The sequence below is a fragment of the Halorientalis sp. IM1011 genome (assembly GCF_001989615.1).
In the GTDB taxonomy this organism is placed as follows: Archaea; Halobacteriota; Halobacteria; order Halobacteriales; family Haloarculaceae; genus Halorientalis.
The window spans coordinates 42,889-68,202 of sequence record NZ_CP019069.1 but is presented as its reverse complement, the minus strand read 5'-3'; the positions used below and the strand labels follow the sequence as shown (position 1 = coordinate 68,202).

At 65.8% G+C, this 25,314-nt stretch carries 28 protein-coding genes and 1 tRNA gene; 18 read left to right on the top strand and 11 right to left on the bottom strand.

All coding sequences use genetic code 11. The features are described from left to right. Positions 1-38 precede the first annotated feature (38 nt). Together BV210_RS19170 and BV210_RS19165 are read left to right on the top strand one after the other, a co-directional pair. On the top strand, positions 39-1,901 hold the full coding sequence (locus tag BV210_RS19170; RefSeq protein WP_077208419.1) for a hypothetical protein: 1,863 nt from the start codon (positions 39-41) through the stop codon (positions 1,899-1,901). 96 nt (positions 1,902-1,997) lie between these two features. Continuing rightward, positions 1,998-3,107: a DUF354 domain-containing protein gene (locus BV210_RS19165; protein WP_077208418.1), complete on the top strand. Its 1,110-nt coding sequence runs from the start codon at positions 1,998-2,000 to the stop codon at positions 3,105-3,107. A 25-nt stretch (positions 3,108-3,132) separates the two neighbouring features. Here the strand turns inward: BV210_RS19165 and BV210_RS19160 are convergent, their stop codons facing one another. After that, a complete protein-coding gene (locus tag BV210_RS19160) occupies positions 3,133-4,119 on the bottom strand; it encodes a glycosyltransferase family 2 protein (RefSeq protein WP_077208464.1) in 987 nt (328 codons plus the stop codon). A gap of 194 nt (positions 4,120-4,313) precedes the next feature. On the opposite strand from BV210_RS19160, the gene BV210_RS19155 reads away from it, so the two are divergent. From BV210_RS19155 to BV210_RS19135, 5 genes are all read left to right on the top strand, one after another. Then, positions 4,314-4,580: a hypothetical protein gene (locus BV210_RS19155; protein ID WP_077208417.1), complete on the top strand. Its 267-nt coding sequence runs from the start codon at positions 4,314-4,316 to the stop codon at positions 4,578-4,580. 139 nt (positions 4,581-4,719) lie between these two features. Next, complete coding sequence (locus BV210_RS19150; protein ID WP_077208416.1) at positions 4,720-5,010, top strand: AbrB/MazE/SpoVT family DNA-binding domain-containing protein; 291 nt, start codon at positions 4,720-4,722, stop codon at positions 5,008-5,010. Further along, entirely contained in the window at positions 5,007-5,450 is a 444-nt protein-coding gene (locus BV210_RS19145) for a PIN domain-containing protein (RefSeq protein ID WP_077208415.1), read from the top strand. Before BV210_RS19150 ends, BV210_RS19145 begins: the two co-directional genes overlap by 4 nt. Positions 5,451-5,551: 101 nt before the next feature. Then, positions 5,552-6,256, top strand: a complete 705-nt coding sequence (locus BV210_RS19140) for a metal-dependent transcriptional regulator (protein ID WP_077208414.1) — start codon at positions 5,552-5,554, stop codon at positions 6,254-6,256. Next, entirely contained in the window at positions 6,253-6,948 is a 696-nt protein-coding gene (locus tag BV210_RS19135) for a TMEM165/GDT1 family protein (RefSeq protein ID WP_077208413.1), read from the top strand. Before BV210_RS19140 ends, BV210_RS19135 begins: the two co-directional genes overlap by 4 nt. Here BV210_RS19135 and BV210_RS20095 read toward each other — a convergent pair. From BV210_RS20095 to BV210_RS20795, 5 genes are all read right to left on the bottom strand, one after another. After that, on the bottom strand, positions 6,945-7,145 hold the full coding sequence (locus BV210_RS20095) for a hypothetical protein (RefSeq protein WP_157526197.1): 201 nt from the start codon (positions 7,143-7,145) through the stop codon (positions 6,945-6,947). The genes BV210_RS19135 and BV210_RS20095 overlap by 4 nt on opposite strands. 98 nt (positions 7,146-7,243) lie before the next feature. After that, the gene (locus tag BV210_RS19130; protein WP_084802737.1) at positions 7,244-7,486 is read right to left on the bottom strand and encodes a HalOD1 output domain-containing protein; all 243 of its coding nucleotides are present in this window, start codon (positions 7,484-7,486) and stop codon (positions 7,244-7,246) included. Positions 7,487-7,537: 51 nt separating this feature from the next. Further along, a complete protein-coding gene (locus BV210_RS19125; protein WP_077208411.1) occupies positions 7,538-8,740 on the bottom strand; it encodes an orc1/cdc6 family replication initiation protein in 1,203 nt (400 codons plus the stop codon). 602 nt (positions 8,741-9,342) lie between these two features. Next, positions 9,343-9,432: transfer RNA gene (locus BV210_RS19120), tRNA-OTHER, on the bottom strand. Positions 9,433-9,563: 131 nt separating this feature from the next. Further along, entirely contained in the window at positions 9,564-9,695 is a 132-nt protein-coding gene (locus BV210_RS20795) for a hypothetical protein (RefSeq protein WP_256385570.1), read from the bottom strand. 539 nt (positions 9,696-10,234) lie between these two features. Between BV210_RS20795 and BV210_RS19115 the strand changes: the two genes are divergently transcribed. Together BV210_RS19115 and BV210_RS19110 are read left to right on the top strand one after the other, a co-directional pair. Next, complete coding sequence (locus BV210_RS19115) at positions 10,235-10,765, top strand: HTH domain-containing protein (RefSeq protein WP_157526195.1); 531 nt, start codon at positions 10,235-10,237, stop codon at positions 10,763-10,765. Between the two features lie 125 nt (positions 10,766-10,890). Next, the gene (locus BV210_RS19110; protein WP_157526193.1) at positions 10,891-11,910 is read left to right on the top strand and encodes a DUF1616 domain-containing protein; all 1,020 of its coding nucleotides are present in this window, start codon (positions 10,891-10,893) and stop codon (positions 11,908-11,910) included. On the opposite strand, the gene BV210_RS19105 is transcribed toward BV210_RS19110, so the two are convergent. Together BV210_RS19105 and BV210_RS19100 are read right to left on the bottom strand one after the other, a co-directional pair. Continuing rightward, positions 11,875-13,263 carry a hypothetical protein gene (locus tag BV210_RS19105; protein ID WP_077208408.1) on the bottom strand — a complete coding sequence of 463 codons (1,389 nt, stop codon included), beginning with the start codon at positions 13,261-13,263 and terminating at the stop codon, positions 11,875-11,877. The genes BV210_RS19110 and BV210_RS19105 overlap by 36 nt on opposite strands. Before the next feature lie 84 nt (positions 13,264-13,347). Further along, entirely contained in the window at positions 13,348-13,926 is a 579-nt protein-coding gene (locus BV210_RS19100) for a metal-dependent hydrolase (protein ID WP_077208463.1), read from the bottom strand. Positions 13,927-14,345: 419 nt separating this feature from the next. Between BV210_RS19100 and BV210_RS19095 the strand changes: the two genes are divergently transcribed. From BV210_RS19095 to BV210_RS19080, 4 genes are all read left to right on the top strand, one after another. Then, entirely contained in the window at positions 14,346-15,404 is a 1,059-nt protein-coding gene (locus BV210_RS19095; RefSeq protein ID WP_077208407.1) for a glycosyltransferase family 2 protein, read from the top strand. A 119-nt stretch (positions 15,405-15,523) separates the two neighbouring features. Then, complete coding sequence (locus BV210_RS19090; RefSeq protein WP_157526191.1) at positions 15,524-16,921, top strand: hypothetical protein; 1,398 nt, start codon at positions 15,524-15,526, stop codon at positions 16,919-16,921. Positions 16,922-17,027: 106 nt separating this feature from the next. Next, entirely contained in the window at positions 17,028-17,324 is a 297-nt protein-coding gene (locus BV210_RS19085; protein WP_077208406.1) for an AbrB/MazE/SpoVT family DNA-binding domain-containing protein, read from the top strand. Positions 17,325-17,337: 13 nt separating this feature from the next. Further along, positions 17,338-17,778, top strand: a complete 441-nt coding sequence (locus tag BV210_RS19080) for a PIN domain-containing protein (protein ID WP_077208405.1) — start codon at positions 17,338-17,340, stop codon at positions 17,776-17,778. A 23-nt stretch (positions 17,779-17,801) separates the two neighbouring features. On the opposite strand, the gene BV210_RS19075 is transcribed toward BV210_RS19080, so the two are convergent. After that, on the bottom strand, positions 17,802-18,881 hold the full coding sequence (locus BV210_RS19075) for a GNAT family N-acetyltransferase (RefSeq protein WP_084802734.1): 1,080 nt from the start codon (positions 18,879-18,881) through the stop codon (positions 17,802-17,804). Further along, positions 18,802-20,439: an alkaline phosphatase family protein gene (locus tag BV210_RS19070; RefSeq protein ID WP_253741763.1), complete on the bottom strand. Its 1,638-nt coding sequence runs from the start codon at positions 20,437-20,439 to the stop codon at positions 18,802-18,804. Before BV210_RS19070 ends, BV210_RS19075 begins: the two co-directional genes overlap by 80 nt. 325 nt (positions 20,440-20,764) lie before the next feature. On the opposite strand from BV210_RS19070, the gene BV210_RS19065 reads away from it, so the two are divergent. From BV210_RS19065 to BV210_RS19045, 5 genes are all read left to right on the top strand, one after another. Next, positions 20,765-22,630, top strand: a complete 1,866-nt coding sequence (locus tag BV210_RS19065) for a hypothetical protein (RefSeq protein ID WP_157526189.1) — start codon at positions 20,765-20,767, stop codon at positions 22,628-22,630. Position 22,631: 1 nt separating this feature from the next. Next, positions 22,632-22,844, top strand: coding sequence for a hypothetical protein (locus BV210_RS19060; RefSeq protein ID WP_077208402.1), 213 nt, complete (start codon positions 22,632-22,634; stop codon positions 22,842-22,844). 206 nt (positions 22,845-23,050) lie between these two features. Beyond that, positions 23,051-23,887 (top strand): 3-keto-5-aminohexanoate cleavage protein, encoded by an 837-nt coding sequence (locus BV210_RS19055; protein WP_077208401.1) that lies wholly within the window; start codon positions 23,051-23,053, stop codon positions 23,885-23,887. Positions 23,888-23,947: 60 nt separating this feature from the next. Next, positions 23,948-24,160 carry a hypothetical protein gene (locus BV210_RS19050; RefSeq protein WP_077208400.1) on the top strand — a complete coding sequence of 71 codons (213 nt, stop codon included), beginning with the start codon at positions 23,948-23,950 and terminating at the stop codon, positions 24,158-24,160. 400 nt (positions 24,161-24,560) lie between these two features. Further along, the gene (locus tag BV210_RS19045; RefSeq protein ID WP_077208399.1) at positions 24,561-24,788 is read left to right on the top strand and encodes a hypothetical protein; all 228 of its coding nucleotides are present in this window, start codon (positions 24,561-24,563) and stop codon (positions 24,786-24,788) included. Between the two features lie 64 nt (positions 24,789-24,852). Here BV210_RS19045 and BV210_RS19040 read toward each other — a convergent pair whose 3' ends face one another. After that, positions 24,853-25,230 (bottom strand): hypothetical protein, encoded by a 378-nt coding sequence (locus BV210_RS19040; protein WP_077208398.1) that lies wholly within the window; start codon positions 25,228-25,230, stop codon positions 24,853-24,855. Positions 25,231-25,314: the final 84 nt, after the last annotated feature.

Sequence of the window (25,314 nt, the reverse complement as noted above, 5' to 3'; positions counted from 1 at the left end):
AATATTTATACTGGGTAAGCATCTCCTGATCGAGGTGTATGGAAGACGATAGTTACGGTGACGAAAGCGACGAGAGAAAGCACACCACCCGAGGTGTAGTGGGCCGACGCCCGTATCTGAAGTCGATGATGGGGGCGGTCGCCACGCTGGGAGTTGCCTCGACTGGCGTCGCGGCGGCTGCCGATGGCGACTACGACGTCATCGAAGTTCCGGCGGGCGAACGATACGAGAAGCGAATCGGCGACGGTGAGACCTTCGAGAATACGCTGATCGATATCACAGCCGACGGAGCGACGTACCTGATCTACGCGAGTGGAAGCGACTGGACGGTCAGGAACGTCGGCGTTCGTGGCGTGTGGGACGAGTTCGAGAAGGCGGAACCGTTCATCGCCCTCGTCGACGAAGGAAGTACGGGCGTCATCGAGAACGTGTATCTCGGCGATGGCGCGATCGACGACTCGTACCCGGGCTCGACGGGCATCTACGTTGGGAAGGCACACGCTGGGACGCTCAAGATCGACCGGGTGAACATCCAGGGGTTCCCGGACAACGCCATCTACGCGAGCACACCGGGACACACCGACGAATACGACAGCGGGACCGGCGGCGGTGGCGAAGTCCACATCACGAACTCCTTCGCTGCCGACTGCCGGGCCGCACACTTCCGGATCGGCACGGACGGGTCGTACTGCCGGAACTGCGTGGCCGTGGGTGGCGACCGAGGGTTCATCGGTCGATTCCAGCACACCGAAGCGTACGACTGTGACTTCTCCGGCGGCCGCTTCGGTGACGTCGTCGTCGGCGCGCCGGGCTGGGATACCAGTGATACGGCCAGCGTCAGGGTGGAAGACACCAGATACGGGACGACCCATCTCTACTGGGACGGGAACGAACTAACCGGCAGTTCTGCGGGCCAACCGCGGACCGATCCGCCCGCAGGTGTACCCACGACTCCCGAGGAAGCCGCTGGTAGCAGTACCGACGCGAACACCGACGGAAGCGTGGGAGACACCGATGGCTCGGGAAGCGATGACGGGACCGAGACCGACGACGAAGAGACCACACTCCCGCACACGCTCACGGTCGAGACGAACGAGGGCGGCCCGCTCGTCGAGTACGAACTCACGGTCGAGGGGACTGTCTCAAAAGGCGATGCTGCCGAGGGCAACGACACCATCACGGAGGACGGTGGGACGACCATCGTCGCCGGCGTGACCGGCAACGGCTACACCGACGACTACCGCTTCGATGGCGAACTCGTCGACTGGTCCGCCGACGTCGACCCCGAACACTACCGCGTCCTCGTCGACGGTGAGGAAGCGACGGCCGACGAGTCGACGGAGCACACGCTCACGGTCGAAACGAACGAAGGGGGCCCGCTCGTCGAGTACGAACTCACGGTCGAGGGAACTGTCTCAAAAGGCGATGCTGCCGAGGGCAACGACACCATCACGGAGGACGGTGAGACGACCATCGTCGCCGGCGTGACCGGCAACGGCTACACCGACGACTACCGCTTCGATGGCGAACTCGTCGACTGGTCCGCCGACGTCGACCCCGAACACTACCGCGTCCTCGTCGACGGCGAAGAAGCGACGGCCGCACCCGACGAACCGCGGACGTTCACGATCGAGACGTCCGAAGGTGGGCCGCTCGTCCGCTACGAGTTCACCGTCGACGGACCAGTCTCGAAGGGGCCGAACGCCGAAGGCGGAAAGAGCGTGGCCAGCGATACGGTCACCGAAGACGGCGATACGACTATCGTCGCCGGTGCGACCGGTAACGGCTATACCGACGACTACGAGATTCGCGGCCGGTTGACCGACTGGACCGCCAACGTCTCCGCCGACCGGTTCCGCCTGCTCGTCGACGGCGAGGAGATCGATCCCGCGCAGATCTAGAACGGGACCAGCAAGCGGTACTCCGACCTGCCGATTCTTTCGGTGCCCAACCGAATAGAGCCGTTAACAAAGAGTTCTCCCGGTACAGAACCGGTAATGCGATACCTGTTCTTCACGAACACGCCGGCACACGTCCACCTGTACAAAAACGCCGTCTCGGAACTACAGCAGCGGGGCCACGAGGTACGCGTTCTCGCGCGTGACTACGGCTGTACGCTCGCGCTCGCCGACGCCGCCGATCTCCCCTATCAGGTCTACGGCGAGTGCGGGACGACGAAACGCTCGCTCCTGACCAACCTGCCCGCCCAGTACGCCCGCGCCCTCGCGGCGGCGCGGCGGTTCGACCCCGACGTGGTGTTCGGGATCGGGGCCTACGCCGCGCCCGCCGGCCGCCTGACCGGTGCCCGGACGATCCTCGTCCACGACTCCGAGCCCTCGTCGCTGGACCACCGGATCGCCCGCTTGCTGGCCGACGCACTCCTGACTCCCGACACGTTCCGGAACGACCTCGGTTCGAAACACCGCGTGTTCCACGGGTTCAAGGAGTCGGCCTACCTCCACCCCGACCGCTTTGCCGCCGATCCGTCCGTCCGCGAGGACCTCGGCGTGGGGGACGATCCGTTCGTGATCCTCCGCCTGAACGCCTTCGGCTCCCACCACGACGTGGGCCACGGCGGATTCTCCGTCGAGCAGGTCCGGACGCTGATCGCCGATCTGGCCGATCACGCGACGGTCCTCGTCTCCGACGAGGGCGACGACCTGGACGTGGAATCGACCGCGGGCCGGCGCTTCGATCTCCACCCCGCCCGGCTCCACGACGCGCTGGCCGAGGCGTCGCTGCTGGTCGCCGACACCCAGACGATGGTGACCGAGGCCGCGCTGCTCGGGACGCCCGCGGTCCGCTCGAACTCCTTCGTCGGCGCGGACGACATGGGCAACTTCCTCGAACTGGAAGAGCGCGGCCTCGTCCGCAACGTCGCGTCCTTCGAGCGCGTCCGCGAGACAGCCCTCGAGCTGCTGACCGACGACGAAGCAGTCGACCGCTGGGAGTCTCGCCGACGTGACCTGCTGGACGAGACCGTCGACCTCACCGAGTTGCTCGTGACCGTCGCCGAGAATCCCCACGCGGTCGACAGCGTCACGGGTGTCTCGCGACGGGTATCGACAGGGGCCGCAGAAGTCGGGCGGTCGTCGACGGCCGACTGAAAAAATAGGGTCGGTGGAGCCGCGTTCAGTACGAAACCGTCTCTTCGAGGTGTTCGTTGTGCTGCATGTCGAAGATCATCGCGAACACCAGCAGCGCGCAACTGAACAGGAGGATGAACACCGACACGCTCCCGGCCAGCAGGGACGCGCCCTGTGTCACCACCAGCCCGACGAGTGCGAGCCCGGACGCGCCGCCGAGCACGCCCAGCGCGTACAGGAACACGAGCGGGTGGAAGTCGGCGAGACAGTACTTGACCTTCAGCCGCCACAGGAAGCCGACGAACAACAGCGTCGAGAGCCGCGGAACGAACGACGCGTAGTTGATGTGGCTCTGTTCGTCGCCGTAGATGGCCCGCATCGGCACGTCGGCGACCCGGAAGCCGTAGGCGTTGAGCGTGATCAACAGGTCGTTGCTGAACCCGTAGCGGTCGTACAGTTCGTCCAGATCGATCCGTTCGAGCGCGTCGATCGAGATGGCCGTGTAGCCGTTCTGTGGGTCGTTGGTACGCCAGTACCCGCTGGCCAGTTTCGTCAGGAAGGTCAGGAGGTAGTTGCCGACCGACCGCCACGACGACATCCCAGCCCGGAGCTCGGGCGACTGGAGGCGGTCCCCCTTGGTGTAGTCGGCCCGGCCCTCGACGATAGGCTCGACGAACCGGTCGAGGATCGACGGGTCCATCTGCCCGTCGCCGGCTATCACCGCGGTCACGTCCATCCCGTCCTGAAGCGCACGCCGATACCCCGTCTTGATCGCGCCGCCGACACCACGGTTGGTCTCGTGTCGGATCGCTTCGATCCGGTCGACCGACCGTCCGCCGTCGGCTTTCGCTGCGACCGCCCGATCGTCCCGTTCGCTGTGGTCGCGAATCTCCCGCCACGTCCCATCGGTCGAACAGTCGTCGACGACGTAGACACGATCCACGAACGCCGGGATCGAATCGAGGACGTCTCCCACGAACCCCTCCTCGTTGTACGCCGGGACCACGACCGCGACAGTTTGCCCGCTGTACATCCGCGTCTGAGACTCGTCGGTGAAGGCTTTGTAATTGAGATCCTGCCGCGTCGAAGTCACTCTCTTCGCAGTTAGTTGCGGGCAACGGACCCGATACCGGCCGTCGGATCGCCGGACCGGAACCGACTGCTCAACACTTTCGACGGCCGTGACCGTAGTAACACATATTTCGCTGGAAGACCGTACCTAATGCAATGCGTATCAAGGACAAACCCGCAACGCCGACGCCGAGTCGTCTCCTCGGGACCATCCTTCTGATCGGCGGCGGGATCTTCATCGGCGACTTCTTCTGGGCCATCGCGACGTACTCGCCGTCGATCCAGTCGGCGGGACCGACGGTGTGGACCGTGCTGGCTTCGGGCGTCCTCGCCGGCGCCGTCCTCGTGGGCGTGGGCGTCGCGACGGTGTTGCACTCGACCGACCACCTGGAGATCGCCGCGAACCTGGACTGGGGCCTGTAGGTCGATTCCGCGACCGCCGTTCGTCGACCGGAACCCCGTCGAGCCGCCACCGATTTCACGATTTCCTCATCGGTACCGACGACAGCCGTGAGTATAGCAAGAAGGGTTTAGTATGACTGACTCGAAATGTAATACAAAGATGTCCAGTAATACCGACGACGGCGAGGTCATCCGCGTCTCCAAGAAGGGGCAAGCGACGATTCCCAAGGAGTTGCGGGAGCGGTTCGGTATCGAGACGCCCGGGAAAGTACTCATCCACGAAGCGGAGGGGAAGATCGTGGTCGAACCCCTGCCCTCGGTCGAAGAGATGCAGGGCGTCCACGCCGGTCGCTACGAGACGGGCGAGGTCCGCGAGCACTTACAGGAGATGAAGGCGGAGGACGAGGAACTCGAACGTGAGCGCGACGCGGAACTCGACCGGCACCGATGACGGAGTACGTCTTCGACACGGAGCCCCTTCTCGCGTATCTCTACGACGAGCCGGGCGCGTCTGACGTGACCGAGCGACTGCAGGCGATCGAACGCGACGAGTCGACCGGCGCGATCTCCCACGCCACAGCGACCGAGATCGTCTACAAGATCGCGCGTCTCGAAACGGGAGATCCGAATCGAGTTCCGCCGGGCGACGACGAGTTCGAGGTCGGACAGCGGGACCTGCGAATTCTTCGGGGCTACGGCCTGACGGTCGAGACCCCGTCCTGGAGCGGTGTCGCCCGGATCAAAGGTGCCGGCGGCATCTCGCTGGGTGATTCGTACGCGGCAGCGCTGGCGCTCGAGGAAGACGCAACACTCGTCGTCGGAGCGGACCCGGAGTTCGGCGATCTATCCGCGGACGTCGATCTGCACCGCATCCGCGAGGATCCCGCCTGAGGCGGCCAGGTCTATCGGTCGACGGACGTGAATTCGTGCGTGTGAACTCGGTTGTTTGAAGGAACAGACTTATGGATTAGATGCGTCTAAAACAAACCAAGATGCTGAGTGACGTGATGGAGGACTATCTCAAGGGGATCTACGAACTCCAGCGCGAGCACGGGGCACCGGTCAAGCCCTCGCTGATCGCGGACTCGCTGGACGTGACCGCGCCGACGGTCACGAGCATGATGGAGAAACTGGAGGATCGGGGGCTCGTCGCGCGCGAGAAGTACAAGGGCGTGGAGCTGACCGACGAGGGCGAGACGGTCGCCGTCGAGATCATCAGACACCACCGCCTGCTGGAGGCGTTCCTCGTCGACCACCTCGACTACGAGTGGACCGAAGTCCACGAGGAGGCCGACGTGCTGGAACACCACATCAGCGAGGAGTTCGAGGCGCGGATCGCCGAGCGACTGGGTGACCCCGCGGTCGACCCGCACGGCGATCCGATCCCGGAAGCCACGCTCGAACCGCCGGCCGCCGACGAGACCCGGCCGCTCGCGGCGTTCCCCGTCGGCGAGTGCGTCGTCGTCGCGCGCGTCCGTGACCGGAACGAGGACGAACTGGAGTACCTCGCCGAGGCGGGCATCGTCCCCGGTCGTCGGCTCGTAATCGAGGAGAAGGCACCCATCGGCATGGTGACGGTCTCCCACGACGACGGTCGGCAGGACCTCCCCGACGAGGTCGCCGAGACGATCGGCGCGCGGGCCGCCGAGACCGATACCCAGGACCAGCCCGACACCCGACACGCCTCCGAATTATGAGCGGCTTCCTCGAGATCATGGTGATCGCGATGACCGCCCAGCTCGCCGTGTTGCCCGGTGAGAAGGTGCAGTTTCTCATCGCCGGGCTCTCGACGCGCTACAACCCGCTCGTGGTCGTCGCCGCCGCGGGGACCGCCTTCGCCGGCTGGACGGCCCTCGAGATCTGGTTCGGGCAGGCGGTCAGCAACGCTTTGCCCGGGCTCTATCTGGACGCGATCACCGCTGCCCTCTTCCTGTTCTTCGCGGCGGCGCTCTGGCGGTCCGCGCCGGCACCCGAGGACCAGCCGATGGACACGGACGGCTCCGGCGTCCAGGCCGTCGACGGGTACGAACTCCCCGTGATCGGGACGGTCCCGACCACGCTCGGGAGCTTCCTGCCGATCTTCAGCATGATGGCCGTCGGCGAGTTCGGCGACAAGACCCAGCTGGTCACGATCGGCCTCGCGATCCAGTACGGCGCACATCCGGCTATCTGGGTCGGCGAGATGCTGGCGATCATCCCCGTGAGCCTCGCCAACGCCCTGTTTTTCTATCGGTTCTCCCACGCGTTCGACCTCAGGAAGGCGCACTTCGTCGGGGCCGGCCTGTTCGCCTTCTTCGGACTCGACACGGTGCTGTCGATCACCGTCGGATTCTCCATCTGGGAGCAGATCGTACAGGCGGTGAGTACTGTCGTTCTCGGTCTGTTCTAGTCCAGTTGCTCGGGCATCTGGAGCGCGCCGTAGACGAGCGAGAGGATAGCGAGCAGCACCACGCCGATGGCACCGAGAATGTCGTAGTTCGTGGCGAACGCCAGTGACGAGACGACCAACAGACAGACTAGCGCGACGGGGAACACGGCTGACTCCGGCAGCCCCTCCAGAGCACCCCGTGAACGCTCGCTTGACATCTGTGTATCCCCTCGCCCGCCAGTTATTTGGCTCCTGTCAATAATTCCTGATAGGTATCGTGCGAACAGAACGCACACGACACGTCGGCACGGTCGCTCTACTCGTCGTAGGGAGCTGACGTGAGCGAGACGGAGCCGTCGTCGTCCACTCTGACGGAAAAACCCTCGTAGCTGAAGGAGAGGTGGCCGTTCCGAAGCGTCGATCCGTCGGTGTTGTCGAACATCGATTCGAGCGCGTCCGGATCGATCACGTCGTGGAGCGGGACCAGCGCTTCCGGATCGACCCCCTTCTCCGCAGCGACTTCCCGAACCAGAGCGTAGCTGATCGACTTATCGGCCATACGTTCGGTATCCAGTCCGTCCTCTTACCTGCTTCGACCGACTCGCGGGATTCAGGACTCGACGGTTTCGGCCAGAACGCGCTTGACGACGTGCGGATCCTCCAGCAACTGGTGTTCCGTGTAACTCCCTTCCGCACTGCCACCGCTGTGTCGTGACTGTTCGATGATGTCCAGGAAGGCGTGTTCTTTCAGGAGGTCCCGGACGCGGCGCAAGGAGAGCGGATCGGCCCCCTCCTGCCGGCAAATCTGCTGGTACACCTCGAACACCCGTGTCGTCCGAAACGCCTCCTCGTCGGTCTCGTCCAGCGAGAGAACGGTCAGCGCCTGCAGGACGTGCCGGGAGTGCGGTGTCGACCCGCGGATGAGTTCCCGGAATCGGTCGGTCTCGGCCCGTTCGCGGGCCTGAATGACGAACTCCTCGCGGACGGTCCCCACGTCGTTGGCCTGGGCGATCTCGCCGGCGTACCGCAGGATGTCGATCGCCTTCCGCGCGTCCCCGTGTTCCTTGGCCGCCAGCGCCGCGGCCCGTGGCACGACGGACTCCTCGAGGACGCCCTCCCGGAACGCGTCGCTGCGGGCGTCCATGATCGAGCGCAACTGCGTCGCGTCGTATGGGGGGAAGACGAACTCCCGCTCACAGAGGCTGGACTTGACCCGCTCGTCCATCCGGTCTTTGTATTTGATCTTGTTGCTGATGCCGATCACGCCGATCTTGCACTCGTCGATCTTGCCCGCCTCGCCCGCACGCGACAACTGCATCAGGATGTCGTCGGAATCGAGTTTGTCGATCTCGTCGAGAATGACGAGCGCCACGTCCAGCCGCGCGTCGAGGATCGACCAGAGCCGTTTGTAGTACGTCGCCGTGCTGATCCCGCGGTCGGGAATCTTGATATCGGTCGTCTCCCGGTCGTTCAGTGCGCTCGCGATGGTCTGGACGGCCTGCGTCTCCGTCGAGTCCTGTGCGCAGTCGACGTAGGCGAACGCGGCCGTCACGCCCTCCTCGTCGGCGGTCCGGATCAGCCGCTGGGAGACGTACTTCGCACACAGGGACTTGCCCGTCCCCGTCTTCCCGTAGATGAGGATGTTACTGGGACTCTGGCCGAAGATGGCGGGGTTGACGGCGTTCGCCAGCTGGCTGATCTCCTCGTCGCGACCGACGATCCGCCCCTCGTCCGGGAGGTGGTTGATCTCCAGTAGCTCCTTGTTCGCGAAAATCGGATCCTCCCGGATGAACAGATCGTCGGATTCGGACATCCTCTCACACCGCGTTTCCGGTGGACCCGTCTTTACTTTTTCCCCGAAATCTGGACACCGGACTTCCGGTGAAATCGAGAGCGAGGTAGAACGAAAGGCGAAAATTGGGCCGGTCGGCATCCATCGGAAAGTATACTATTATTCTGATAGACACGCCGTCAATACCCCCGATTCGGTTCACCGGAAACACGGTGTCGGTCCACGTACCTGACCACTGCCCGACAATAATACAGCACGAAACGAATGGAAATGTTACATTAACACACCGAGTTTCCGGTGAAAAAGGTCGGTTACGTGAATTCTCGGGTCTAATACCGGTCTTCGAGTCCGGGTAGAATCACATACTATATCTTTCACGAATAGCGTTATCGGGTTCTGTGAACGCGATTTCACCGGAAACCCGGTGTGTCCGGACGCCGGCTGTTCCGGGTAGGGGGCGGCTACTACGCGTGTCCTGTGAGGATCGGTTGTGCTTCACACACGCTCGCTCGACTCACGGATCGAAGCGCTCGGACGGGAACTTTCACCGGAAACCCGGTGTGTGTAGGAGCGTTCTAGTCGGTGGAATCGACGGCGGACGGCGTAACGTGCAAAAGAGGACACGGAAGGGGCGGGAATCGAACCACGCGGGGCCTTGCAGCCGCCGTCGGACCGAGGGTCACGACGGTGCTCTGCCACTGAGCTACCCTTCCACTGTGTCACCGCCGACGCGGCACTGTATCCATCGGCTGCCGGGAGTATCGTTATGTGGCGTTTTCGACCGGCGAGCGAGCCGCCGAACCGGGGGAACGCGCTGGATCCGGGCGGTGTCGAGCGCCGGTCGTCACTCCGTGTCCAGCCGCCAGACGACCTCGCCGGCGGTCAGTTCACCGGTCCCGTCACCGCGACCAGTGCGATCGGTGAGCAATGGAACCAGCGGTGCACCAGTGTTCTCCACGTCAGCGTACTGTGTCATGGTGGATGGCCACCACGTCGGTGGCACAGTCTCTCATCATCGTTCGTGGTGATTAGTATAGTCAGGTTATCCAGCGGCTGTCCGGAACGGCGACCGGATCGTCGAGCGTCGTACCGAGTGAATAACAATAGTGGACTCGGCCGTTCGTCCGGATGGGCCCTCGCAGAGGGTCACACGCACAGTTGCGTGACGTGCCACACGGCCTCGGAGCGGTTCGCCACCGTTCCGACTTGGGGGGAGCCCCGCCGGACCCGATCAGGTATCCACTGGTTCCCCGCTGCCTTCGTCTCACGCGCTCGATCCGGGCCGTAAGAACTACTTACGGCTCGATCGGTCCATATTGGCGCTCTTCCGTCGGCTTCCGATTCCTTACACGTGAGTATCGACGGTATTCGCCGTGGACGCCTGCTCTATACACGCGTTATCGTCGGTTTGGACCGAAATTAACCGACGGCAATCGGACCGAACGGTCGAGATACTTAAGCACAGTCGGGGCGGGGTATCCGGTGACCCTGGGCAGGAACCAGGGACGGGTAACAATGAGACGCAGTTCAGACCAAACCAGTGAGTGGTGGACGGCGAAGACACGGTCACTCCGCAGCGGACGCCCGCCGCGGATCGAGGTGTTTCTGCGGTCGTTCGCGCCGCCGATCGGCGTGCGCGAGCAACAGGAGGGGCTCCTGAAGGAGCTATCGCGACTGGAGCGAAAGGGGGTCGTCGAGACCGTCTCGGTCGATATCTGGGGGAAAGCCGTCTGTCCGGAAGGTCACTGCGGTGAAACCCACGCCGGCGAGCGGATACTCGACCGCATCGAGGAGTTCCGGACCTGGGCTGCCGACGCGGACGTGCCCGTCGAGTCGCCGTTCGAGGAGCGAACCGTCACCTCGAGCACGACCGACGAGGAGTTCCGGAAGATCGTCCTGCCCCGGCTCTGTCTCGGCGTCTACGTCGACAGGGACCTGCAACTCGTCCTCCCGTGCCGGATGGAGGACGACACGATCTCCGTCGAGGCGCTGCTCTCCGCGCTCGAATCCGCGCCGCCGGCCGAGCGCGTCGGGACCTCCGCCTGACCGCTCCGCAGATCTGCATCGGACGTAACCAAGCCATAACAAAGCCCGATTCGGCTGTAGGCCCTGCCACTGATGTCTCGGCGTAGATACGACACCGAGCGGTGGCTAACCGGGGCGAACGGGCCATGAGTACCGAATCACCGTCCTGGGGCCGGATCGGGCGTGCGGTTCGTGCGGTGCCGTTCGACCTCCTCCTGGTCGCGTCGGTCGTCCTGTTCGTCGCGACGAACCTGCGCGTCACGCCCGACGTGCCGCTCGTCCGTGTCCTGCTCGGCGCCGCGTTCCTGTTTTTCGCCCCCGGATACGTCCTCCTCGCGGCCGTCGTTCCCGCCTCGGCGCACGCCGGTGGGTCGCGGTTCGCGCCCACCACGTTCGCCGAACGGCTCCTGCTGGCGTTCGGCGCGAGCGTGACGGTGCTCCCGCTGTTGGCCCTGGCCGTCGCGGTCGCCGGCCCGCTCTCCACGTCGCGGATCGTCGCCAGCGTCGCGGTGTTCGTCGTCCTGGGGACCGTCGTCGGGTGGATTCGACGGCTCCGGCTCCCGGCCGACCACCGGTACAGCGTCCCGGTCGGCCGCTGGCTGGCCCAGTCCCGCGCGTTCCTGACGGGTGGCTCCGCGCTCACCACCGCCGTGAACGTCGTGCTCGCGCTCAGCGTCCTGCTCGGCCTCGCTGCGGGGGCCTACGCCGTCGCCACACCCCAGCCCGACGCCGAGTACACCGAGTTCGCCCTCCTCACTGACAACGGGAGTTCGGGATACGTCAGCGGCGACTATCCCACCAACGTCACCCGTGGCCAGTCGGCCAATCTCACCGTCAGCGTCGAGAACCAGCGCCGCGACGCCGCGAGATACACCGTCGTCGCGGAACTCCAGCAGGTTCAGGTCACCGACGACGACCGGATCCGCGTCCTCTCACAGTCCGAGCGCACCCGATTCTCCCGGACCGTCGAATCCGGACAGACGTGGTACCAGCCCCACCGCATCCGCCCACAGCGGGCAGGGGCCAACCAGCGGCTGGTCTACTACCTCTATCGCGGTGACGCGCCCGAGGATCCGTCCGCCGCGACCGCCGACCGGCACCTCCAGCTCTGGCTCAACGTCTCGACCGGCCTAGGAGCGGCGAACGACACGGCCCAGCGCCGCTAGGCCGAACACCAGCACCGCTCCCGCACCGATCACGACGAGTGCCCACCGGACCGTCACTGGCACGTCGCCGTCGGGTCGATCACCCGGAGTTTCGCGCTCGCCTGTGGTCTCGACCGGCGGCTGTCCGCCGCTCCCGACCACGACCGTCCGGCTCCGGTTGCCGACGCCGACCCTGTAGGTGCCCGCCACGTCGAAGCGCTGGCTGAACGTCACCTGCCTCGTCGCGTTCCGCTGGAGCGTCAGCCGCTCCGCGTCGACGACGGTGTCGAACGTCCGGAACCGGACCACGTCTGCCCCGTCCGCCTGCCCATCGTTTCTGACGGTGGCCCGGACCGTCACCGACTCGCCCGGCGCGATCCGATCACTCGACAGCGACAGGTTCGAGACCACGAAGGCCGGCCGTGGCCGTTCTACCCGAACTGTCGTTTCCCCCTCGTCGATCTCGACTGGCCACTCGCCGGGACTCGGGAACCGGACGGGGACGTCGACGGTTCGGCGCTGGCCCGCCGCGGCGAATATCGTGTGGTTCCGGAGGATCGTGTCGTTGCGCGTCTCGATCTCGAACTGTTCCCGACCGGCGCTGTGGCCGCGGTTCTCAACTGTCGCACGGATCGAGCCCGTCCGGTTCGCGAACAGTCTCCCCTGCTGGCTGAGGTTCGTCACCACCAGTTCACGGTGCGGATATCCGAACGCCAGCGGGACCGTCCCGGAGGTTGTCACCCGAACCACCGCGTCGCTCCCGTCCGGGGATCGCGTGGCGTTCCCGAGGGTTCGCCACCGCCCGTCGCGAAAGGCGAGCACGCGCAGGTCGTCGACGCTCGCGTCGTCGTCGCGGAGATCGTCGCGCTCGGCGTCGAACTCGTAGGTGACCGTGAACGACTCGCCCGGCGCGTTCGCGGTCGCGTTCACGTAGAGGAGCGGCCTGTCGAGTCCGGCCGGCGGCGCCATCTCCCCTCTGGCCGCAGTCGAGAAGTTGTCGAGCGAGCCGACGGCTTCGACCCGGAGCTCGAAGGCCGAGGGACCCCCGTTCGACTGGATCGAGAGTCCGCGGAGTCCGCCGTTGTCGACCTGTCCGACACCGGTGGGCGGCTCCGCGTCCGCGCTCTGTGCCAGTCCGGCGTCACGGACGGTGACGCGGAACGTCGTCGGCGACTCCCGACTCGCGTCGGCGGTCATGAACCCGAGCGGGTTCCCGTCCGAACCGTTCGGCGCGTCCGTCTGCCACGAACACCCGGGACAGCCCCACCGGGCGCGTTCCCCGTCGGTCGGGGCTGCTGCCACCGGGACCGACAGGACGAGCGCGACCACCAGTGGGAGTGCGACGAGAGCGAAGCTAGGTTTCCGTCGTGTCATGGAAGTCGGTCGACGCCGTGTTCGACGGATCCGCGTATTGTTATAGCCCGCAAACCGAGCTCGGACGGCGCTTCGACGATCCGATCACCCCGCCATCGCCCGTCGGACCTGCTTGCGGAAGAGTCCCAGCCCCGGCCAGCCGTCCCAGATCCAGACGGCCACCGCGAGCACCAGCAGTCCTACTTCGCCGATCAGATACAGCGTCCCGTGCGGCGTCGCCAGGAAGGATCCGAACCCTGCGAGGAGGTCACTCACCTTCGCGAGCGCGCCTGGCGTCGCGTCCGGGGGGATCTCGACGAACGGGTACAGGAGGAAGGACAGCGCCGGCCCGTCGCCGAGCAACACCGGGTAGATCACGTCACCGGGGAGGTGTGAGAGGTAGCCGACGGCGAACGCTGCGCCCAGTGCATCGCGGTCGAGGGCCCGCGTCGCGATCAGCACGCTCACGACCACCGGGACGGCGAAGGGAAGCGAGTGGCCGAGCGACCGGCCGGCGGGCAGGACGCCCAGCCACCACGCCAGCGGCTTGTCGATCAGGTCCGGCACCTGCGTCCCGACGAGCAGCGCGACCGCGCCCGCGTCCGAGGGTGGGCGACGTCCCACCGCCCGCAACGCCAGCGAGTAGCCGACGTACCCGACGGCCGCGTGTTCCCACGGCCACATGTTATCGCCCGACCGACGTGGCGGTGGTCCGACACCGCCGGTATCCGGCGGTGTACCAGCGATCCGATCGACGGCGTACCACGTCACGACGGGGGGCAAAAGCGCGGACCTTCATCGTCGGAGGTGGGGAACGACCGGGCTTAGTAACGAGGTGCGTACTTCGGCCGCGGCTGCGGGAGAGTGGACGTGCGACCGCCATTCCGACCGTAGCGGGTGCGAAGCGGTGGGTTCGTCGTCGATCCGTGGCCCGGCACCTGCGACCGAGCCACTCTTTATACGATCGGGTGGCCGTAGTGAGCGCCGAACGCCGCGGAAGGGATCGTCTGAAACAAGTTCCCCATAACAATGCTCGCAACGGCCTTCGAGGCGCAGGATGCACGTGTACAGGACGGCAGCCGCGGCGTTCGACCGGACCTAAGATGTACAGGAACCACACCATCGCGGTCGTCGTCCCCGCGTACAACGAGGCGGGCCTGGTCGGTGACGTGATCCGGACGGTCCCGGAGTACGTCGACCGCGTATACGTCGTCGACGACGGGAGCACCGACGGCACGTGGACGGAGATCACCGCCGCCGCGACCGCGGTCGACGAGTCGACCGACGGCACCGCCGGGTTCGACGAGCGCGTCGTCACGATCCGTCACGACGAGAACCGGGGCGTCGGCGGCGCGATCAAGACCGGCTACATCCACGCCCGCGAGGACGAGATCGACGTGACCGCGGTCATGGGCGGCGACGGACAGATGCGCCCCGAGGGACTGGCCGCCGTGATCGATCCCATCGTCGAGGGCCGGGCCGACTACGCGAAGGGGAACCGCCTCCACGACCCCGACACGGCGCGGGAGATGCCGCGCTTTCGACTGCTGGGCAACCGGGTCTTGACCCTGCTGACGAAGATCGCCAGCGGCTACTGGGGGGCGAGCGACCCGCAGAACGGCTACACCGCCATCTCGCTCGACGCGCTCGAAGCCGTCGAGATCGAGGAGATGTACGAGTTCTACGGCTACTGCAACGACCTGCTGGTCAAGTGCAACCGTGAAGGCCTCCGGGTCGCCGACGTCCCCCGGAAAGCCGCCTACGACGACGAGGAGAGTCACATCTCCCTGTCGACGTACGTCCCGCGCGTCTCCACGATGTTGCTGTCGAACTTCCTCGGTCGCCTCCGCGAGCAGTACCTCCGCGGCCCGCTCCACCCGACCTGGCTCGCCTACGCGAGTGGGCTAGTCACGGGGGCCGCCGGCGTCGTTCTCGCACTCGCCGAAGCCGTCAGCTCGGACGGGACCGCACGGAGCGTCGGCAACGCCCTCGCGCTCTCGGTCGTCGGCTGTCTCGCCTTCCTGCTGGGCGCGGTCCTCGAACACGGTCGGTTCGCCGACCGGACGGTCGTGGCCGAACCCGAGGCCGTCGACACCGAGGACCGGATCGAGGGCGACAGCGTGACGACCGACGGCCAGCAGCCGGAAGCCTCCGCCGACTGATCGGGGGCCGGCGCCGCCGTCGCGATTCGCCGGGCGTCGACGGCCGAGGCGTGCCGAAGGCGGAGCCTAGCCGTCGTTAGTGGATCATAACCAAACCGAAGCCACCGCGTTCTTCGGACGTGACGCGGCAACCACCGAGTCCTGAGTCCATCACCCGCCGTCGGGTGTTGCAGACGCTCGCGGCCGGGACAGCGGGTGCGCTCGCGGGCTGTTCGTTCTTCGGCTCCGAGGAGTCGACCCCCGGCGAGACGCCCCCGACCGACGTGACGCGGGACCCGGAGCGGGGGCCGGGTACCGGGGACGCACCGGACCGTCTCGCCGCCGACTACGACCGGGTGGTCGACGTCGTCGAGGCCGGCGCGGACAACTCCGGCTCGAAGCCGGTCGACTCCGTGATCCGGAGCGAGATCGACGACGACACGCTGCTTTACTTCCCGCGCGGTGAGTACCAGTTCGCCGAACCGGTCGAGCGCGGATCGGTTTCGAACCTCGGACTCGTCGGCGACCGCGCGCTCTTTCGCCCGCCCGAGGGGTTCGCCGAGGCACTCCTGGTGTTCGGCGGCGACGGAACGGCGACCGATCTCCGATTCGAGGGAATCGACTTCGACGTGACGGCCGACCGGACCGGCGCGCGACCGCTGTACTGCGCCGTGGACGACGGGTTGCTCGTCCGCGACGTGACCGTCCACGGCCGGCAGGACGTGGATCAGGACAGCATGCGCTTCGACGTGACGAGCGAGAACGGCACGGGCCGTGTCGAAGGGCTCCGGCTTCCACACGGTGGCTCGACGGAGTTCACGAACACCGGGATCTACGTCGGCGAGTCGAGCGTCGGCGAGCTGTCCTTCGTCGACTGTGAGGTCGGCGGCTGGCCGGACAACGGCCTCTATGCATCGCCGGCGAAAGGCCCCGTCAGGGTGATCGGCGGCCACTACGCCGACAACGGCATCGCGAGCGTTCGCGTCAGCGGCGACAGCGTCGTGAAGAACGTCCGGGTCACCTGCGACTCGACCCGGGAGGGACTGGAGAACATGCGCGGGATCCGACTGCGCGAGGGCGGGAACGTCCTCGTCGACGACGTCAGCGTGGAGATCCGGTCGGTCACCGGGAGCGACGGCGCGATCACCATGGCCGAGTGGTTACAGTCCGCGACGGTCCGTGACTCCCGATTCCAGACCGACGTGGACGACGTGCCGGCGATCAACGCGAAGCAACCGGGCGAGAAGGCCCGGCAGGAGATCGGCACGGGCTCCCTCGACGTCGAGAACGTCCGCGTCGTCGGCGCGGCCAGCGGCGAGTCGGCGATCACCATCGCCGGGCGGAACGGCTGTCGATTCGAACGGCTCTGCGTCCACCAGGGCGGTCGCCAGCGCAACGGCATCCACCTGACGAACTCGCGGGGCCACGTCGTGACCGACAGCACCGTCGACGTGACGGGTGATCCGCTCGTCCTCGAGAACGCGACCGCGAAGCGACGGTCGTTCCGGACCGGCGTGTCGCTGTCCCGGTGTCAGTGAGGCGGTCCGCGAGCGGGTCAGTATCCGACCGTGCGTGAGTGATGTCGCCCCGTTATCTGTACAGCGATGGATTTAGTAGTACGAAGTTTGTAGTGTATAATAACAGATGTCGAGTAATACAGCAGAAGCGGAGGTTGTACGCGTGTCTCAGAAGGGGCAGGCGACCATTCCGAAGTCGCTCCGGGAGAAGTTCGGGATCGAGACGCCGGGTGAGGTGTTCGTCTACGAGGAGGGCGACCGCATCGTCATCGAGCCCGTCCCGACGCTCGAAGAACTCCACGGGATCCACGCCGGCGAGCGCGAACCAGGGGCGGTCACGGCGAAAGTCCGCGAGCTGAAAGCGGCGGAGAAGCGTCGCGAGGCCGACCGCGTCGAGGACCTCCGGCCCTCGTCCGGGGAGTGACCCGGAGCCACCGATGAGCGAGGCATACGTCTTCGACACCGAGGCCATCGTCGCGTTCCTCTACGACGAACCGGGTCACGAGCGTGTCGGCGAGTTGCTGTCGGCGGTCGATTCCGGGGCTGTTCGCGGTCTGCTCTCGGCAACCAACGCCAGCGAAGTGTACTATCTCGTCGCCCGGTTCGAGGGGACTGGCGACGACGAACCGACGCCCGAGTCGCTCCGGACGGCGGACCGTGACCTGCGGACGCTTCGCCGTGCGGGCGTGAGTGTAGAGCGAGCGGACTGGCGGGTCGCTGGCGAAGTGAAAGCGGATGGGAGTATATCGCTGGCCGATGCGTACGCCGTAGCGCTGGCTGCCACCGAGGACGCCACACTCGTCGTCGGCGGTGACGACGACTTCGACTCGCTCCCGGTCGACGTCGACATCGAACGGTTCCGCGACCACGGTGTGTGAAGGTGTGACGTCTCCGCTCTGACTCACCGAAACCGTTTGTACAGCGTCGAGACCAGCGACATCGTACGGGTACTTGACTCCATGCTGTAGAACGTCGCCAGTTCCGGTGCGAACTTGGATTTATACTGAGCGATCCGGCGGTTGTTCGCGCCGACGAGGTCGTAGTACTCCCGGCCGCGGTCCCGCGCCTCGCGCATGACGTGCCAGTCGAGCAGGTCGTTGACCGGCGCGTCGGCGTCGGGTTTGGCCCCGCCCTGCCACCGGTAGATCGTGTCCCCCGACTCCAGCGTGACCATCCCACCGACGAACGCGCCCTCGAACCGGACCTCGTACGGGCGGACGACGCCGGCCGAGAGCGCGTCGTACAGGTCCCGGACGTACGCCGGCGTGACGAGGTAGGTCTCCCCCTGCTCGTCGTGGCGTGCGATGACCTGCTCGATGATCCGGTCGATGGCGTCGTGTCCGCCCTCGCGGATCTCGACGTCCGCGGGCGGGTCGCGGACGTTCCGGCGGGCGTCGCTGCTGAAGGAATCGAGCAGGTCGTCGGGGTCGGGCGTCATGTCGACGACGTAGGTGTGTTGCGGGCTCACGTCGAACCCACGCCAGGCGAACTGCCGGGGATCGTCGTACCGCGGCGTCGTCCGGACGTGGACGTAGCTGGGCCCGAACCGCTCCCGGAGGCAGGAGAGCGCGGCGTCGAGGAACGATCGCCGCCGTCGCTCGCGGTCGGCCCCGGTCTCGTCGAGATCCAGCAGTACCGGCCCGAGATACGGGACCTTGTGGTCGGGGACCGGCGAGAACAGCGTCGTCACCGGGCCGCGGGACCGCTCGAAGACCGGAAAGAGCCCGACAGGACGGCCGTCCTGCAGCCCGACGAAGGGGTAGAGCGTCGCCCCGGACCGATCTGCGAGGACCTGCAGGAACCCGTAGCGGTGAAACGGCGTCGCCGTCGGTGCTCGGTCACAGAGGGTATTCCAGCGGGCGGCCGGGACCGTTCGCGTGAGCCGGGTCCGGATCCCGGGGTCAGACGTCCTCGAGGTACCCGAGGTTGGCGAGGTGCTGTTCGACGGTGTCGCTGTCGCGCTGTTTGATCTCTCGTGCATTGAAGTCGGGGTACGGCTGGCTGTCGAGGCGGTCGACCAGCGGGAGCGTCCGGCCGTCCATGCGCTCGCTGGGCGGGACACCGAGTGTCGAGAGGACCGTCGGTGCCACGTCGAAGATGTGTGGGCGGTCGGCCGTCTCCATGGCTGCCGGCGTCACGTCCTCGCCCGCGGCGATCAGGAGCCCGGTCCGCTTGTGGTTCCAGGGCTCCCGTGGCGTGTCGAACTGCTCCCCGCGAAGCGTCCCCGCGAGGAAGTGCTCGAACCCCGCGGGCACGAGGACGATGTCCGGCGCGTCTTCGAGATGTGGCCCCTCGTAGACGTCTTCGCGGGGCCGGACGGCCTGGAACACGGGCCGCCCCTGGGGCGTTTCGACGGCCGACAGGGCCTCGATCAGCTCGCTCCGGACGTGGTCGTAGTCGTCGGGGTCGACGACGCCCTCGGGTTCCCGGCCGGCGAGGTTGATGCGCACGCCCAGTTCGATCCGGTCGCGCATGTACGCCGTCGAGGCCGGGAAGTCGACCCGTTCGGTGCCGGCCCTGATCGCGTCGGTCGGTGCGATGGCGGTCACGGCGTCGGCCAGTCCGAGCGGTTCGAGCACGCGCTGGACGCGCTGGCTGGTCAGCCCGACGCGTGCGGCCGCCGACACCGCCCGTTCGAGCGGCCCGCGGTCGCGCTCGTCGGGTGCCTCGCCGTTTCGGAGCTGGTTGCGCGCGATGGCGTCCCAGGAGGGCATCCCCTCGCCGCCGGCCGTCGCGGTCACGTCCCCCCGCTCACGCAGGAAGTCGTTGACCCGGAACTCGTAGCCCGCGTACTCACCCATCCCGTGGTCGCTGACGACGAACACGTTCCGCGGTTCGCAGGTCTCCAGTACGCGCCGGACCGCGTCGTCGACGGCACTGTAGACGCGCTCGACCGCCGGCCAGTCACCGGGACGCTCGTGAAAGACCGTGTCGGTCGTCTGGAACTGGAGAAACCCGAAGTCGGGGTCGTGTTCCGCGACCAGGTTCTCGAAGACGCGCCCGCGGGACCGCGCCAGTCGCTCGAAGGCGGCCACCTGCTCGTCCCGGGACGCCTCGCTCGCCTTGGGCGGATAGATCTCGTAATCCTCGGCGTCGGCCTGCGCGAGTGCGTTCTCGGGGACGCAGGTCGGATCCTCCGGCGCGACGTAGCCCGGGACGACCGCGCCGTCGATGGGGCGCGCCGGGTGGGTGACGGGGACGTTCACGACGACGGAGTCGCGACCCTCCTGGTCGAGCAGTTCCCAGAGGGCGAACTCGTCGACGTCCGAGCGGTCGACGACCGTCCAGTCGTACCCGTCGAACGTGAGAAAGCCGTAGACGCCGTGTTTGCCCGGATTGACGCCGGTGTACAGCGACGGCCAGGCGCTGGGTGTCCACGGTGGTAACTGTGAGGTGAGCCCACCGGCGTACCCCCGTCCCCACAGCGACGCCAGCGTCGGAACCACCCCGTCGTCGGCGAGCGGGTCAAGCACTGGCAGGCAGGCACCATCCAGACCGAGCAACAGCGTCTGCATCCCTGACGAACGGCCTGCTGTCATCGATTTCCCTTGTGCCACCGCCGGTATTGTTATGGGATGTTTTGTCAGTCCCAGACTGTGGGATCGACCGCGACAAGGCCGGGTAAGACACACTTACGCGGCAGTCTGTGGACGGTATCGGTCGAGACGAAAGCCGGAATCGCGGCGGCAGTAGCACTGCCTCGCCACGACCGCGCAGTAGCGAGAACCTACTCGTACGGGGGACCAGCCCGCAAGTACCTCGCTACCGAAGTGGACCCATCAGAAGCGAAATGCGGCACAGACGAGAGGTTGTGGCCCCAGAACGGTCAGAACCGTTATATGTTTACTGCCTGCCTACCCGGACATGGCACGTCGCCAGGACGACAGTGATTGTCGGAAAGAACGGCTTATGGAGAGACGGTCGCTGCTGAAGGCTGTTGGCGGGACGACCGCGGCCCTCGGGGCATCGAGTTTCCTCGGGGCCGCGAGCGCACAGCAGAGCAGCGAGGGGAACGGGGGCAATGTCGACTTCACTGACACCACCGTCGATCTGGCCCAGGAAGGACTCAGCAACGGCGACCTGATCGACCCGTACCTCGACGAGCACCTCCAGTCGGGGACGCTGGTCAAGATCCCGGCCGGCGAGTACCAGTTCGAGGGCGAGGGCATCGCCGGCGACTACGAGAACGCCGCGGTGGTCGGTTCGACGGACGGCGTCGTCTTCAACCGCCCGGCCCCCGAGGAACTCGTCCGACCGGATATCTTCGCCGAGAGCGGGACGGTCCGAATCGAGAACATCACGATCAAGGGCAAGAAAGGGGCAGAACAGTCCCGCTGGCGCGTCGGCGCGGCCGAGGGCGCGCGGATGGAGTGTATCAACTTCAACCAGCCCGACGGGACCGTCGACGGCTCCGACTCCACGGGTCTGTTCGCCGGCGACGACCACGCGGGGACGCTGTGGATCCGGAACTGCTACTTCTCGATGTTCGGGAACGTGGCCTGCTACGTCTCCGACCCCTACAAGGGCGGCAACGGCCCGGTCATCGTCGAGAACTGCGACTTCGTGAACACCGGGATGTCCGCGCTCCGCTTCGCCTCCGACGGCAGCGTCTGCCGGAACTGTTACTTCGAGGCGACCGAGAAGGCTCCCGCCGGCAACACCGGCTGGAACCAGCGCGGCATCAAGATCGACGACCCCGGTAAGGCCGTCATCGAGGACTGTGACTTCAACTGGTCCGACACCGGCGCGATGGCGATCAAGTTCGACGAGGACGGCGAGGGCGGCGAAGGCGTCATGCGGAACCTCCGTATCTACAACGACGGCGGTACCACCTTCGTCTCCGGCTGGAACACCGAAGGTAGCTGGACCGGCGAGAACATCCACCTCACCGGCGACGCCGAACACGGCGCGCCGAGCCACTTCGAGACCGTCACCGGGAGCAACGCCAAGCGCCCGAACACGGAGTACTCGATCTGGAAGCCCATGGGCGAGAACGTAGAGCCCAGCGGCCCCGGCGCGGGTGCCGGCTCCAGTTCCGAGGACGAGAGCGGGACCGAGGACAGCGAGAGCAGCGACGAGGACGAGCAGGAAGAACTCGAACACCACATCGTCCTGCACGCGAGCGAGGACAACCCCGACACCTACTGTAACGCCCGGTTCACGACGACAGGTCCCATCCAGTACGCCGACGAAGCCGAACCCAACACCGACGAGATTACCGAGAACGACGACGGCACCTACACCGCGACGAGCATCGAGATGAACCCCGACGCGCTGGACTCGTACACCTTCGACGGCGAGATCGAGAGCTACGAGGTCACCAGCGGCTACGACGTCTCGGTCGAACTCGACGGCGAGGAGACCACCTTCGCCGAGATCGTCGGCGAGAAGTCCGAGAAGGATAGTTCCAGCGACGACGCCGAGAGCGGGAACGGATCCGACAAGGGCAACGGTGACAGCGAACAGCAGCACAGAGTTGTCGTGATCGACGGGACCGGCGACGCCGAAGAGATCGCCAAGTACCGGTTCAGCGTGAGCGGGAGCGCCGAACGCGACGCCGGTCGCTCGGACGCCAGCGAGGGCCTGCCCTGGGATCGCATGACCGACCACGTCGGCGACGGGCGCGTCGTCGGCGTCGTCGGCAACGGGAAGGACGCCTTCCGGTTCACCGGCAGCCTGGAGTCGATCAGCGTCGACGGCAACGCGGGCGTCACGATTCTGGAGGCCTAGGATGAGCGAATCGGAAACCGTCGACTGGCGATCCATGCCAGCAGATCCCGACCCCGACGATCTGGGCTACGACCCGCTGGAACTCGACATCACCGAGTCCTCCGCCGACGGGGGCCACTACGTCATCCTCCCCCACGACGAGGAGTTCCTCCGGGACGACGCCTTCATCGTCGCCGACGAAGACTCGGTCGTCAGGCTCGACGACCGAACCTGACTGATCGTTCACCCGCCCCCGCTGACGCCGACCGACGGGGCTCTATTTTCGCCGCTGCAGTCCGTCCAGCCGTCGGTAAGCGTACAAAAACAAAGTAGGTACGACGGCGACTGAGTCGACAGCCGGGCAATCGGGCGACACGGCGTCTTCCGGCGGATTCCGCCGACGCCGTCGCGTTCCGCTGGAGCGCCCCGGAGTCAGGAACCATGAGCTACCAGGACTATCTCGATCAGGACAAACTGATACTGACCGTGGCGACGACCGGCGGCGTCCACGGCAAGGACGCGAACCCCAACCTGCCGGAGCAACCAGAAGAGATCGCACGGCAGGTCCGCGAGTGCGAGAAACTAGGTGCCGCCATCGTCCACGTCCACGGTCGCGACGAACACGGCGAGAACGACCCCGAGCGACTACAAGCCGTCAACGACGCCATCCGCGACCACTGTGACGACATCGTCATCCAGAACACCACCGGCGGCCAGAGCCCCTACGAGAACCGCGTGGCCGGCATCCGGACCGACCCCCCGCCGGAGATGGCCAGCCTCGACATGGGCCCGTTCAACCGGGGCCAGCACATCATCACCGAACACACCCGCAACAACATCGAGTCGCTCGCCCGCGAGATGCAAGAGAAAGGCGTCAAGCCCGAACTGGAGGTGTTCAACAACGGCCACCTCAACGAGACCTACCGACTCATCGAGAAGGACATCCTCGACCCACCCTACTACATCAACGTCATCCTCGGGCCAGGCACGTTCACCATGCCACGGCCGAAGAACCTCCTCAACATGGTCGAGAACCTCCCCGAAGAGAGCCACTTCAACGTCCTCGCGACCGGTCCCCACCAGCTCCCGCTGACGACGATGGGCGCGTTGCTGGGCGGCCACGTCCGCGTCGGCATGGAGGACAACCTCTACTTCGAGCGCGGTGAGCCCGCCGAGAGCAACGCCCAGCTCGTCGAACGCTCCGTCGAAGTCATCGACCGGCTAGACCGGGACCTCGCGACACCCGACGAGGCTCGCGAGATGCTCGGGATCGAGTAGCGGCCTGTTACCCGACCTACGATCCCAATAACATTGTCCCGGTCCGGGCCAGCACAACGCATGACGTGTCCGTATCTGGAGTACCGCCGATCGGACGGTGACATGGACTTCGACCACGAACGACCATACTGCGGCGTCACCGAGGAGTTCGTCTCCCCGATGAAAGCCGACATCTGCAACGACCGCTTCGAGTTCGACCACGAGTGCGACTGCGAACTATACAAGGAACACGTCGAGGAAGTCGTCGGGGAGCCGGCGGCCGACGACGATTGAAGACACTCGTCGGGGTACGGTCCGAACGGCCCAGCCATCGACGGGCCCGCCTAAAGCGTGTGACACCGAGGGCATGGGCCCTCGTATTCCGACAGGCGATACAGGATCAAATAAGCCAGCGAACCGGAGTGAAAGTATAAGTGTGAGACGGCACAGCGATAGTGCCGGCCGCGGTCGAACCATCTCCGCTCGGGCGGGATACTGATCGACGGTGTCTGACGGAGTGTCGCTACAGATCGCCGCGTACCGTCCACGAACGTGCGTTTTTCGGGGTAGCGTGGCTCACGTTCACGTCCCTCGAATTATACCGCCGCCCCATGTAGGAAATAAATGTCTGACACCTGTCCATTATGTCTCAGAAACTATTAACTTGGTACGTTATAGAGTTCTATGGACACGCGTGTCGACTCCAAAGAACACGGCGGATACGAAGGATACGCCCCTCACGCTGCCCTGCGATCACAGCTTCGCGTATTCCACGCTCTCGGAGTCGATCGCTTTCTCGATCGAGGAGATCGGATCGACCACCGACGGCGCGATGTACATGGAGATCTCGTTCTCGTGTCCGCGCTGTCAGACCCCGGTCAAAGTCGAACTTCTCGAATCAGTGATTCAGTCGACGCAGTGACGAGTGCCCGGCGTCCGGTCCGAGACAGTGGCGTTCGAGTCGAGTGACGACGGTCTCTGCTCGCTTACCGTTCGAGTTCGTCGGAGTCGACACCCGGGATCCGGTCGACCTGATCGGCGAACTCCGTCGCCGAGAGGTTGTCGATGTGACTGAGTCCGAGTCGCACCAGTACCGGATAGAAGTGGCGGGTGACGGCCATCTGTCCGTCGAACTCCGCCTCGATTCGAGCCGACATCTCGTCCCTGACGGCCTCGAGCGTCTCGTCGAGTTCCTCGGGAACGTACAGATTCCGGTGTTGCCACTCCTTCTGGACGTGTTTGACACGCTCGGAGTCCTTCGGTGTGGATTCGGACGCCGTCCCCGAACGTGATTTCCGGGTCCGATTCCGGATGTCGGAGATGTCGTTCTCGTGTGGCTGTCTGGACGGCGAGGGTTCACTCACGGAAGATCACCGGGCCCCGCCCCGACGGTCGACGTATTCGGTTTTCGACACCAGCGTGATGACACAGCATGCTTCTGTAGGTCT